The 12,247-nt window shown below is 62.3% G+C and carries 8 protein-coding genes; 2 read left to right on the forward strand and 6 right to left on the reverse strand.

Going from position 1 to position 12,247, the window contains the following annotated elements; all coding sequences use genetic code 11:
• Positions 1-91: 91 nt before the first annotated feature.
• From JHD64_RS00565 to rluD, 3 genes are all read right to left on the reverse strand, one after another.
• Positions 92-2,965, reverse strand: coding sequence for a ribonucleoside-diphosphate reductase subunit alpha (locus JHD64_RS00565; RefSeq protein WP_059285763.1), 2,874 nt, complete (start codon positions 2,963-2,965; stop codon positions 92-94).
• Between the two features lie 485 nt (positions 2,966-3,450).
• On the reverse strand, positions 3,451-4,209 hold the full coding sequence (gene pgeF / locus JHD64_RS00570; protein WP_199051920.1) for a peptidoglycan editing factor PgeF: 759 nt from the start codon (positions 4,207-4,209) through the stop codon (positions 3,451-3,453).
• Entirely contained in the window at positions 4,196-5,296 is a 1,101-nt protein-coding gene (rluD, locus tag JHD64_RS00575) for a 23S rRNA pseudouridine(1911/1915/1917) synthase RluD (protein WP_199051921.1), read from the reverse strand. The genes pgeF and rluD overlap by 14 nt, the downstream gene beginning before the upstream one ends.
• On the opposite strand from rluD, the gene JHD64_RS00580 reads away from it, so the two are divergent.
• A complete protein-coding gene (locus JHD64_RS00580; protein ID WP_059285499.1) occupies positions 5,295-6,086 on the forward strand; it encodes an outer membrane protein assembly factor BamD in 792 nt (263 codons plus the stop codon). The two genes, rluD and JHD64_RS00580, sit on opposite strands and share 2 nt — an antisense overlap.
• Before the next feature lie 87 nt (positions 6,087-6,173).
• On the opposite strand, the gene JHD64_RS00585 is transcribed toward JHD64_RS00580, so the two are convergent.
• Positions 6,174-6,512 carry a P-II family nitrogen regulator gene (locus JHD64_RS00585; RefSeq protein WP_103524502.1) on the reverse strand — a complete coding sequence of 113 codons (339 nt, stop codon included), beginning with the start codon at positions 6,510-6,512 and terminating at the stop codon, positions 6,174-6,176.
• Positions 6,513-6,659: 147 nt separating this feature from the next.
• Here JHD64_RS00585 and purL point away from each other — a divergent pair, with 147 nt between their 5' ends.
• Complete coding sequence (purL, locus tag JHD64_RS00590) at positions 6,660-10,619, forward strand: phosphoribosylformylglycinamidine synthase (RefSeq protein WP_199051922.1); 3,960 nt, start codon at positions 6,660-6,662, stop codon at positions 10,617-10,619.
• A 213-nt stretch (positions 10,620-10,832) separates the two neighbouring features.
• Here purL and JHD64_RS00595 read toward each other — a convergent pair whose 3' ends face one another.
• Positions 10,833-11,270 carry a cytidine deaminase gene (locus JHD64_RS00595; RefSeq protein ID WP_110312867.1) on the reverse strand — a complete coding sequence of 146 codons (438 nt, stop codon included), beginning with the start codon at positions 11,268-11,270 and terminating at the stop codon, positions 10,833-10,835.
• 53 nt (positions 11,271-11,323) lie between these two features.
• Positions 11,324-12,229 carry a LysR family transcriptional regulator ArgP gene (locus JHD64_RS00600; protein ID WP_110312868.1) on the reverse strand — a complete coding sequence of 302 codons (906 nt, stop codon included), beginning with the start codon at positions 12,227-12,229 and terminating at the stop codon, positions 11,324-11,326.
• Positions 12,230-12,247 lie beyond the last annotated feature (18 nt).

Genomic DNA, 12,247 nt, shown 5'->3' on the forward strand with positions numbered 1-12,247 from the left:
AAGCTTCGCGCGCCCTGCGGGCTGGATGCCGTCGCGGTGCTCCGGCATCGTCCGGGTTGTCGCTTCGCGTCAATCCGTCTTGTTTGCCTGCTTACTGGCAGGCTTCACAATCCGGATTGTCAATGCTGCAGAACTTGGCGTCGGTGGCCGGGGTGTGGTCCACCTCGACGGCCGGTGCGGCTTGTTCCGGTGCAGCGTTGTAGGCCGGGTTCAGGCCACTGGCCACGGCGTTCAGCTCGCCGCCCTTGCCGGTGGATTTTTCGGCGCTGGAGGCGGCCAGGGTGCGCAGGTAGTAGGTGGTTTTCACGCCACGAATCCACGCCAGCTTGTACAGGTCGTCCAGTTTCTTGCCGGATGCGCCAGCCATGTACAGGTTGAGCGACTGGGCCTGGTCGATCCACTTCTGACGGCGCGATGCTGCTTCCACCAGCCATTTCGGGTCCACTTCAAAGGCGGTGGCATAGATGGCTTTCAGCTCGGCCGGGATGCGGTCGATGCGGCCCAGGCTGCCGTCGAAGTACTTGAGGTCGGCCACCATCACTTCGTCCCACAGGCCGGCTTTTTTCAGGTCGCGCACCAGGTATTCGTTGGTGACGGTGAATTCGCCGGACAGGTTGGATTTGACGAACAGGTTCTGGTAGGTCGGCTCGATGCTGGCAGACACGCCAATGATGTTGGCGATGGTGGCAGTCGGGGCGATGGCCAGGGTGTTGGAGTTGCGCATGCCGTGTTGCTTGATGCGTTCACGCAGGGCATTCCAGTCCAGGCGTTCGGTGCGGTCCATCTCCAGGTAACCGCCGCGTTCGGCGGCCAGCAGGTTGATGCTGTCTTGCGGCAGCAGGCCACGGTCCCACAGGCTGCCCTTGTACGACGGGTAGCGGCCACGTTCTTCGGCCAGTTCGGTGCCGGCCCAGTAGGCGTAGTAGGCGACCATTTCCATGGATTCGTCGGCAAATTCCACCGCTTCCTGCGAGGCGTAGGGTACGCGCTTCATGTGCAGGCAGTCCTGGAAGCCCATGATGCCCATGCCCACCGGACGGTGCTTCAGGTTGGAATTGCGCGCCTTTTTCACCGGGTAGAAGTTGATGTCGATGACGTTGTCCAGCATGCGCAGGGCGGTGCGGATGGTGCGCTGCAGCTTTTCAGCGTCCAGCTTGCCATCGGCGCCCATGTGGGCGGCCAGGTTGACCGAGCCCAGGTTGCACACGGCGATTTCGTCGTCGTTGGTGTTGAGGGTGATTTCGGTGCACAGGTTGGAGCTGTGTACCACACCCATGTGCTGCTGCGGGCTGCGGATATTGCACGGGTCCTTGAAGGTCACCCACGGGTGGCCGGTTTCAAACAGCATGGTCAGCATCTTGCGCCACAGGCTGAGCGCCGGGATGCGTTTGTACACTTTCAGCTCGCCACGTTCGCCCATGGCTTCGTAGTGCTGGTAGCGCTTTTCAAAGGCGGCACCATACAGGTCGTGCAGGTCAGGCACTTCGGACGGCGAGAACAGGCTCCATTCGGCGCCTTCCATCACGCGCTTCATGAACAGGTCCGGAATCCAGTTGGCGGTGTTCATGTCGTGGGTGCGGCGGCGGTCGTCACCGGTGTTCTTGCGCAGTTCGAGGAATTCTTCCACGTCGGCGTGCCAGGTTTCCAGGTAGGCACATACCGCGCCCTTGCGCTTGCCACCCTGGTTGACGGCCACGGCGGTGTCGTTGACCACTTTTAGGAAGGGCACGATGCCTTGCGATTTGCCGTTGGTGCCCTTGATATGGCTGCCCATGGCGCGCACCGGGGTCCAGTCGTTGCCCAGGCCACCGGCGAATTTGGACAGCAGGGCGTTTTCCTTCAGGCCCTCGTAAATGCCGTCCAGGTCGTCGGCAATGGTGGTCAGGTAGCAGCTGGACAGCTGGCTGCGACGGGTGCCGGAGTTGAACAGGGTGGGGGTGGACGACATGAAGTCGAAGCTGGACAGCACATTGTAGAACTCGATGGCGCGGGCTTCGCGGTTCACTTCGTTCAGGGCCAGGCCCATGGCGACACGCATGTAGAAAGCCTGCGGCATTTCAATGCGGGTGCCGTCGATGTGCAGGAAGTAGCGGTCGAACAGGGTTTGCAGGCCCAGGTAGCCGAATTTCAGGTCGCGCTTGGCGTCCAGGGCGGCGCCCAGTTTTTTCAGGTCGAACTCGGCCAGACGTTCGTCCAGCAGTTCGGCCTGAATGCCTTTCTTGATGAACTGCGGGAAGTAGTCGGCATAGCGCTCGGCCATTTCTTCCTGGCTGACCGATTCGTCCAGGATTTCCAGGCGGATGCTGTCCAGCAGCAGGCGGGCGGTGACGTAGTCGTAGGCCGGATCCTGTTCGATCATGGAGCGGGCGGCCAGAATGGCGGATTTGTTGACTTCGTCCAGCGATACGCCGTCGTAGATGTTCTTCAGGGTTTCCGACAGGATGGCGTCGATATCGATGCCGGCCAGGCCCTGGGCGGCGGATTCGATGCCGGCGCGCAGGCGGGCAATGTCCAGCGGCTGCTTGCGGCCGTCCTTGCGGATGACGTTGATCTGGATCTGGGTCAGTGCTTCGCCACGGGCGGCGCGTTCTTGCGAGCGCTGTTCGCGGTACAGCACGTAGGCGCGGGCCACGTCGTGTTCGCCAAAGCGCATCAGCGACAGTTCAACCTGGTCCTGGATGTCTTCGATATGAATGGCGCCGCCTTCCGGCTTGCGGCGCATCAGGGCGTTGACCACCTGCTCGGTCAGCTGGGCCACCTTGTCGCGGATGCTGGCGGACGTAGCGCCCTGATGCCCCATCACGGCCAGGAATGCCTTGGTCATGGCGATGGAGATCTTGACCGGCTCGAATGCCACTACGGCACCATTGCGGCGAATGGTCTTGTAGTGGCTGAAGTCGGCCTGGGGGGCGGCGGCACGGCCGAGCTCGGCGGCGGTTTGCCCTTCAAAGGTGGTCAGTTGCATATTGCCCTCTTTGGGTGGTTTGCGTCTGTTGCGCTGCGGCCTGGGTGGCAGGCCGGGCAGGGCTGTGGACAAGTCTGTTGAAAAGCTGTGTGTTCGTTGTGAATAAACACAATATATATGTTTGTACTGCTTGATTGGCCCAAATTCTAGTGTTCCCGGCGCGATGCGGCAAGTCTTGACAGCGCTCAGAAAATGCGAAATCCGCGCCAGATAAGGCTTGCAGGGCACTAGGAATTTTTTGAGGCAGGGCGGCCAGCCTGGGGGGCTGGCAGGAAATCCAGCAAAGACAAGCATCTGGGGGGTGATGCATGTCTGCCACAACATCTGGTGTTTTGCCGCTGTTGCGCGCCTGCTACGCTGTTGGCATGAAAGTTCGATGACAGTTCATCGATAACTGGCCGTCAGGCGTGGATGGCAAGGAAAAACGGCAGCCGCCGCACTGTCCGTGCAGGGGCTGCCGTGCTCGCAATGATTGCCGGGCCGGGTCAGTGCTGCGCTTGCAGCCAGATCAGGCTGGCCATGCGGCCGGTCACGCCGTCGCGGCGGTAGGAGAAGAAGCGCTCGCGCTCGATGACGGTGCAGTAGTCGCCGCCATATACCCGGTCGATGCCCAGTGCCGCCAGCCGCTGGCGCGCCAGCTGGTAGATGTCGGCCAGATACTTGCCCTCGCCGATGTCGGTGAAGGCGCTGGCCGCGGCGGCGTCGCAAGCGATAAAGGCGGCCCGTACTTCGGCGCCCACTTCAAAGGCATCCGGGCCGATGGCCGGCCCCAGCCAGGCCATCAGGCTGGCGGGGGGCACGCCGGTGGCGCTGACGGTGCTTTCCAGTACGCCATCGCACAGCCCGCGCCAGCCGGCATGGGCGGCGGCAACCACGCTGCCGGCATCATCGCACAGCAGCACCGGCAGGCAGTCGGCGGTCATCACCACGCACACCTTGCCCGGCTGGCGGCTGTAGCTGGCGTCGGCGTCGAGCAGGGTTTCGCCGATTTCGGCAGCATCCACCACATGGGTGCCGTGTACCTGGTTGAGCCAGGCCGGTTCGTCCGGCAGCAGCAGGCGCAGTTGTTCGCGATTGGCGGCAACGGCTTCCGGCTGGTCGCCGACATGGATGCCCAGGTTAAAGCTGTCGTAGGGCGGCTGGCTGACGCCACCCTGCCGCGTGGTGAGCAGGGTGCGTACGGTGGCCGGGGCCGGCCAGTCGGCCTGCAGCAGCGGGCTGCTGCCGGTTTCAGTCACGGACATAGATGACCTCGATGTCGCCGTCGTCGTCTTCGTCATCCTCGTCCTCGTCGTCTTCCCATTCATCGGCCAGCGGGGCAGCCTGCTCCATGCGTTCGCCACTTTCACCGCGCAGGGTGTCCAGCAGCAAGCGGAAATCGTCCGGCAGCGGAGCCTGCCAGCTGCGTTCCTCGCCGGTGGCCGGGTGGATCAGCGCCAGCTTGTAGGCGTGCAGGGCCTGGCGGCCAAAGTGTTTCACCACGGCGGCGATGTCGTCGTCCATCTTGTGGCGCGGGTTGCCGTACAGCTGGTCGCCGGCCAGCGGGTGGCGCGCTTCCTTCATGTGGACGCGAATCTGGTGGGTGCGGCCGGTTTCCAGCTTGCACTCGATATAGGAGTGGGCGTCGTAGCGTTCCAGCACCCGCACATGGGTGATGGCGGTCTTGCCGCCAAACTTCAGCACGGCCATGCGCAGGCGGTTGTGCGGGTCGCGGCCGATCAGGGTGTTGATGGTGCCATCGTAGGGAACGATGCCATCGGCAATGGCGCGATAGATGCGCTTGACGCTGCGCGCCTGCATCTGGCGCACCAGCTCGGTTTGCGCTTGCAGGGTCTTGGCCACCACCATCAGGCCGGAGGTGTCCTTGTCCAGCCGGTGCACGATGCCGGCACGCGGCACATGGGCGAGGGCCGGGCAGTGGTGCAGCAGGCCGTTGAGCAGGGTGCCGGTCCAGTTGCCGCTGGCCGGATGCACCACCAGGCCGGCCGGTTTGTTCACCACCAGGATGTGGTCATCCTCGTAAACAATGGGCAAATCCATGGCTTCCGCCTGGAAAGCCATTTCTCCATTTGACTGAACAATGGTAACGTCCAGCTTTTCGCCACCCAGCAGCCTGGTTTTCGGGGGGACGACTTTGCCGTCCACCAGTACTTGGCCATCCTTGATCCATTGGGTCAGGCGGCTGCGGGAGTAATCGGGGAGGAGTTTGGCAAGAGCTGCGTCGAGGCGTTCGCTACCCAAAGAGAGCGGAACCTCCAGCTGTTGTCGAGCAGATACCTCGTTTTCCGAGATATCGCTATAATCCTCCGAGTCAAAGTAAGGATCGGTCATGAAAAGATACGTTGTAGCAGCAATGTTGGTGATGGGGCTTGCCGGTTGTGCAACCACGGAAACCTACGACGAAACGCGCGGCTGGACCGTGGAAAAGCTCTACTCGGAAGCTCGGGATGAACTGAATAGCGGTAATTATACCCGTGCTGTCAAGCTGTACGAAACGCTGGAAGCGCGCTACCCCTATGGTCGCTACGCCCAGCAGGCCGAAATGGACCTGGCCTATACCCATTACAAGGACAATGAACCGGAGCTGGCGATCGCCGCTGCCGACCGCTTTATCAAACTGCATCCGGCACACCCGAATGTGGATTACATGTACTACCTGAAGGGCCTGGTCTATTACAACGACGATCAGGGCATGTTGTCGAAATGGGCTGGTCAGGACATGAGCGAGCGCGATCCCAAGGCTGCGCGCGAATCTTTCCTGGCCTTCCGCGAACTGACCACCCGTTTCCCCAGCAGCAAGTATAGTGCGGATGCGCTGGCAAAGATGGATCGTCTGGTGGACGCGCTGGGCGGCAGTGAAATGCACGTGGCCCGTTACTACATGAAACGCGGTGCTTACCTGGCCGCGGCCAACCGTGCCCAGGGCGTGGTAAAGGAATATTCCAATACCAAGTATCCGGAAGAGGCGCTGGCGCTGATGGTGACTGCCTACGACAAGCTGGGCCTGACCCAGCTCAGTGGCGATGCCAAGCGCGTACTGGCGCTGAACTACCCCAACAGCAAATATCTGGCTACGCCGTGGGTGGTGGAAGAAATGCCGTGGTGGAAGGTGTGGAAATAATCTGCACCGTGCTTGTCAGCTGAAAAGGCCGCATCTGCGGCCTTTTTTCTTGCCCTGCTGCCGGCGGTGCCGCGAGCAGGGCGCTGATCAAATCGCGTCTTCGTTGGTTTCGCCGGTGCGGATGCGCACCACTTGCTCCACCGGGGTGACGAAGATCTTGCCGTCGCCGATCTTGCCGGTGCGGGCGGCGGCCACGATGGATTCGATGGCGCGGTCCACCAGGTCGTCGGCCAGGATGACCTCCACTTTCACCTTGGGCAGGAAGTCCACCACGTATTCTGCGCCGCGATATAGCTCGGTATGGCCCTTCTGGCGGCCAAAGCCCTTGACCTCGGTGACAGTCAGGCCGTTGATGCCGATGTCGGACAGGGCTTCGCGCACTTCGTCCAGTTTGAAGGGTTTGATCACGGCTTCGATTTTTTTCATGCTCGGGTGCTCCTTGCGGTGACTTTATTGTTCCGGAAATGCGCTGTGGACGGTTGATTGCCCGACATTCGCCGCAGAATGGCCTTAATGCACGGCCTGTTTTGCTGTATTATGACGCGCTTTCCTGATACTTGTCGCGAGTGTTGCATGTCGACCATTCTCAAGCTGCGGGGCGGTGCCGCCCTGTCCCAGTTTCGTCTTGAAAAACTTCTCGCTGCGGCGGCCGAGGCCGGTTTGCCCGAGATCAGCGTGAAAGCCGAATTCTGGCATTTCGCCGAAAGCGAAAGCCAACTCTCGACCGAACAGCAAGATATTCTGGGCAAGCTGCTCAATTATGGCGAGGCCCCGTACCCGGAAGCACCACAGGGCGAGCTGTTCCTGGTGACGCCACGACTGGGGACGCTGTCGCCCTGGGCCTCCAAGGCCACCGACATTGCCCGCCACTGCGGGCTGGAGCAAGTGCTACGCATCGAACGCGGCACGGCTTACTGGATCAGCACCGCCGGTATATCTTTAAGTGAAGAGGCTCGTCAGATTCTGGCGGGCCTCTTGCACGATCGCATGACCGAAACCGTGCTGGCCACGCTGGACGATGCCGACAAGCTGTTCGTGCACATGGACCCGCAACCGCTGACCAGCGTGGACATCCTGGCCGGTGGCCGCGCGGCGCTGGAAGCCGCCAACCGCACGCTGGGCCTGGCGCTGTCCGAAGACGAAATCGTCTATCTGGTGGAAAACTTCACCCGCATGGGCCGCAATCCCACCGACGTCGAGCTGATGATGTTTGCCCAGGCCAACTCGGAGCATTGCCGTCACAAGATTTTCAATGCGCAGTTCGTGATCGATGGCGTAGAGCAGGGCAAGTCCTTGTTCCGCATGATTCGTGACACGCATGATGCCCATCCGGAAGGCACACTGGTGGCCTACAAGGATAATGCCTCGGTGATCGAGGGGGCCTTTATCGACCGCTTCTACCCGGCGCCGGAAACAGCCGAGTACGGTTTCACCACCGAACCGACCGACATCCTGATGAAGGTGGAAACCCACAATCACCCGACCGCCATTTCCCCGTTCCCAGGTGCTTCCACCGGTTCCGGTGGCGAAATCCGTGACGAAGGCGCCACCGGCCGCGGTTCGCGCCCCAAGGCTGGCCTGACCGGTTTTACCGTATCCAACCTGAACATTCCGGGCTTCAAACAGCCGTGGGAAGTGTACAGCGACAGCCAGGCCGAATACGGCCGTCCGGGTCGCATCGCCTCCGCCTTGCAAATCATGCTGGATGGCCCGATTGGCGGTGCGGCTTTCAATAATGAATTCGGCCGTCCCAACCTGACCGGCTACTTCCGCACCTTTGAAGAAGTGGTGGATGGCGAAGTGCGCGGCTATCACAAGCCGATCATGATTGCCGGTGGTCTGGGCAGCATTCAGCAGCAGCAGATTCACAAGAATGAAATTCCGGAAGGCGCCTTGCTGATCCAGCTGGGTGGCCCCAGCCTGCTGATCGGTCTGGGTGGCGGCGCGGCGTCCTCGATGGATACCGGTGCCAACAGCGAAAACCTGGACTTCGATTCGGTACAGCGTGGCAACCCGGAAATCGAACGCCGCTGTCAGGAAGTGATCGACCGCTGCTGGCAGTACGGTGCCGCCAACCCCATCGTGTCCATTCACGACGTGGGCGCCGGTGGCCTGTCCAATGCCTTCCCGGAGCTGGTGAACGACGCCGGCCGTGGTGCCATCTTCCATCTGCGCAAGGTGCATCTGGAAGAAAAGGGCATGACCCCGATGCAGATCTGGTCCAATGAATCGCAAGAGCGTTACGTACTGGCCATCCTGCCGCAGGACCTGGACCGCTTCACCGCCATTTGCGAACGCGAACGCTGCCCGTTTGCCGTGCTGGGCGTGGCCACCGATGACGGCCATCTGCAAGTGCGCGATGACCACTTCAATAACAATCCGGTAGACATGCCGCTGGAAGTGCTGCTGGGCAAGCCGCCGCGCATGACCCGCGACGTCAAGACCGTGCCGCTGGAATTCCGCGTGTTCGACGCCTCGCGCTTCGACCTGAAGGAAACCGCCTACCGTGTGCTGCGCAATCCGGCCGTGGCTGACAAATCCTTCCTGATCACCATCGGCGACCGCTCGGTGGGCGGCATGACCGCACGCGACCAGATGGTGGGTCCGTGGCAGGTGCCGGTGGCCGATGTGGCCGTGACCACCATGGGCTTTAACAGCCATCGTGGCGAAGCCATGGCCATGGGCGAGCGTACCCCGACCGCCTTGTTCGACGCTGCTGCGTCCGGCCGCATGGCCATTGGCGAATCGCTTACCAATATTGCCGCCAGCTTTGTCAGCCATATCGGCAACATCAAGCTGTCCGCCAACTGGATGGCCGCTGCCGGTCATCCGGGCGAAGAAGCCCGCCTGTACCAGACCGTGGAGGCGGTATCGCGTCTGAGCCAGGACCTGGGCATCAGCATCCCGGTGGGCAAGGATTCGCTGTCGATGAAAACCGTGTGGGAAGACAGCGGTGAGAAGAAGTCGGTGACGGCACCGGTTTCGCTGATCGTGACCGCTTTCTCGCCGGTGGAAGATGTGCGCAAGACGGTGACCCCGCAACTGCGCAATGAAAAAGACACCGACATCATCCTGGTGGACCTGGGCTACGGCCGCTGCCGCCTGGGTGGCTCCATCTATGGCCAGGTATGGAAGGCCATGGAAGGCCGTGCGCCGGATGTGGAAAGCCCGGCCCAGCTGGCCGCTTTCTTTAACACCGTGCAAAGCCTGCTGCGCGACGACATGCTGCTGGCCTACCACGACCGTTCCGATGGCGGCCTGTTCGCCACGCTGGCGGAAATGATGTTTGCCGGCCATGTCGGCCTGACGGTTGACCTGCAGGAGCTGGTGATCGAGCGCAAGAACACCCAGCGCTTCATCGACGATTTCGTGCAGCCGACGGCAGAAGCCGCCACCCATGGCCGCATCATGCGCGTGCTGTTCAATGAAGAGCTGGGCGCCGTGCTGCAGGTGAAAAAGGCCCACACCTCCGAGGTGATCTCCCGCTTCATGGCTGCCGGCATTGGCCGCGAGCTGTTTGTGCTGGGCAAGATCAACAGCAAGGACCGCCTGGTCATCAACCATCATGGTGAGGAGCTGTTCAGCGAAAGCCGTGTCGACCTGCACAAGGCGTGGAGCGAAACCAGCTATCGCCTGCAACGCATGCGTGACAATCCGGCCTGCGCCGACAGCGAGCATCTGCTGTTGTCCAATACCAAGTCGCAGGGCCTGTTTGCCAAGCTGTCCTTCGATACCGAAGAAAACCCGGCGGCGCCGTTCATCGCCACCGGTGCGCGTCCGCGCATGGCCATCCTGCGCGAGCAGGGGGTGAACGGTCAGCTGGAAATGGCTGCCGCCTTCGACCGCGCCGGCTTCCAGGCGGTGGACGTGCACATGAGCGACATCATCAGCGGCCGCGTGTCGCTGGCAGACTTCAAGGGCCTGGCTGCCTGCGGTGGCTTCAGCTACGGCGACGTGCTGGGTGCCGGCGAAGGCTGGGCCAAGAGCGTGCTGTTCAACCCGCGTGCCCGCGAGCAGTTCGAAGCCTTCTTCCAGCGTGCTGATACCTTCGCGCTGGGCGTGTGCAATGGCTGCCAGATGATGTCCAATCTGTCCGGCATCATTCCGGGGGCGCAGCACTGGCCGAAGTTCCAGCGCAATGCCTCCGAGCAGTTCGAGGCCCGCTTCACCATGGTGGAAGTGACCGAATCGCCGTCCATCTTCCTGGCCGACATGGTGGGCAGCCAGCTGCCGGTAGTGGTCAGCCACGGCGAAGGTCGTGCCGTGTTTGCGCCGGGCGCACAGGATGGCGTGATTACCGCGCTGCGTTATGTCGATTTCGATGGCCGCGCCACCGAAACCTACCCGCTGAACCCGAACGGTTCTCCGGGCGGCATTACCGGTGTCACCACCGCCGATGGCCGCTTTACCATCATGATGCCGCACCCGGAACGGGTGTTCCGCACCGTGCAGAACAGCTGGCACCCGGATAACTGGGGCGAAAACGGCGCCTGGTTCCGCATGTTTGCCTCGGCACGTCGCTGGGTGGGCTAAGCGCAGCTGACAAAACCCCTGTGGCAGCGTTGCGCCTCCTTGCCGTACTTTATGTACTGTCTGCGTCGGCGCGCCTTGCCCCAGGGCCGCTGCGCTATTTTGTCAGCCGCGCCAGACCGGCCTGGAGTTGCGCTGCAAAACAAAACGGAAGCCTCAGGGCTTCCGTTTTTTTATATGTGCTGCGGGAGTGCTGGTCGGCCCCGCTGCTGGTCCTTAGGTAGAACTGGCCGCGTCGCTCAGGTTTTTCGGGCCAAAGGCATGCGGCAGCAAGACATCCAGCGTGGTGTCGATGCGTTCGCTGCCATCGCAGATACAGCGTACCAGCATGGTGGGGCCAAACTCGTTCAGTACCTGACGGCAGGCGCCGCAAGGCGAGGTCGGGGTAGCGGTGGGGGTGTAGACGCAGACCGCCACGATTTGCTGCAGATCGTGCAATACCCGTGCCGAATAGATGGCGGTGCGCTCGGCGCAGTTGGCCAGGCCATAGCTGGCATTTTCCACATTGCAGCCGGGATGGATCTGGCCCCTGTCATCCAGAATGGCCGCACCGACGGCAAAGCGGCTATAGGGCACATAGGCACGGCGGGCGGCGGCGCGGGCGGCCTGTTCGAGCGCGGCCCACTGGGCCGGGGTGGGGGTGTGCTGCGGCATGGTGTCTGATCCTGAAGCAGGGCGCGTGATCTTGCACCTGCGCTTGGCGGCTGTCAACGCTCTGGTCGCTGCTGACGCAACACCTGCCTGGCCCAGTCCAGCAGGGCGCTGCTCAGGTCGGCGGCCAGTGCCGACTCCACCCGCCAGTGGTGCCAGTACAGCGGCAGGTCGACATACTGTCCCGGCAGCAAATCCAGCAGGCGGCCACTTTGCAGATCGTCATCTATCATCAGCTCCGGCAGCAGGCTGTAGGCCAGCCCCAGCCGCGTGGCCTGCACAAAGCCCTGCGGCGTGGGCAGGGTGATATGCGGCGTGCTGCCGTCGTAGCCGGCTACCTGGCGCAGAAACTGGCTGTGCAGATCGTCCTTGCCGCTGAAAATGATGGCCGGCGCCTGCGCCAGCGCCGCATGGGTGAAGCCGTCGGCAAAGTAGCGGGCGGCAAAGTCCGGCGTGGCCAGGCACAGATAACGCATGCAGCCGAGAAAGTGGCATTCGCCCCCCTGGATCGGCGTGTCGCGGGTGCCGATGCAGCCGGCGACATGGCCGCTGCGCATCAGCTCGTGGGTATAGTCCTGGTCATCCATCATCACGTCGAACAGCAAGCGGCGGCGCTGCATCAGCGTCTGCACGGCCGGCAGAAACCAGGTGGCCAGGCTGTCGGCATTCACCCCCACCGCCAGGGTGGTGAAGTCGCTTTGTTCGCCATCCGGCAACAGGGTGTTGAGCAGTTCGCCTTCCATCAGGCTGAGCTGGCGGAAGTGTTGCAGCAGCAGGCGGCCGGCAGTGGTGGGCGCGGGCGGGCTGGTGCGGGTGAGTACCGGCTGCCCCAGGTTTTCTTCCAGCTGGCGTATGCGCTGGGAAATGGCCGATTGGGTCAGAAACAGCTTGCGTGCGGCCTTGTCGAAGCCGCCGCTGTCCACCACGGCGGACAGGGCTTCCAGTTGTTTCGGGTCGAGCACGGCAGGCTCCGGCGATGG

Source organism: Aquitalea sp. ASV15 (assembly GCF_016429115.1).
Taxonomy (GTDB): Bacteria; Pseudomonadota; Gammaproteobacteria; order Burkholderiales; family Chromobacteriaceae; genus Aquitalea; species Aquitalea magnusonii.

Coding starts and splice junctions, on each gene's coding strand:
- JHD64_RS00565 (WP_059285763.1), bottom strand. CDS start 2,965: ATGCAACTGACCACCTTTGAAGGGCAAACCGCCGCCGAGCTCGGCCGT.
- pgeF (WP_199051920.1), bottom strand. CDS start 4,209: ATGTCCGTGACTGAAACCGGCAGCAGCCCGCTGCTGCAGGCCGACTGG.
- JHD64_RS00580 (WP_059285499.1), top strand. CDS start 5,295: ATGAAAAGATACGTTGTAGCAGCAATGTTGGTGATGGGGCTTGCCGGT.
- rluD (WP_199051921.1), bottom strand. CDS start 5,296: ATGACCGATCCTTACTTTGACTCGGAGGATTATAGCGATATCTCGGAA.
- JHD64_RS00585 (WP_103524502.1), bottom strand. CDS start 6,512: ATGAAAAAAATCGAAGCCGTGATCAAACCCTTCAAACTGGACGAAGTG.
- purL (WP_199051922.1), top strand. CDS start 6,660: ATGTCGACCATTCTCAAGCTGCGGGGCGGTGCCGCCCTGTCCCAGTTT.
- JHD64_RS00595 (WP_110312867.1), bottom strand. CDS start 11,270: ATGCCGCAGCACACCCCCACCCCGGCCCAGTGGGCCGCGCTCGAACAG.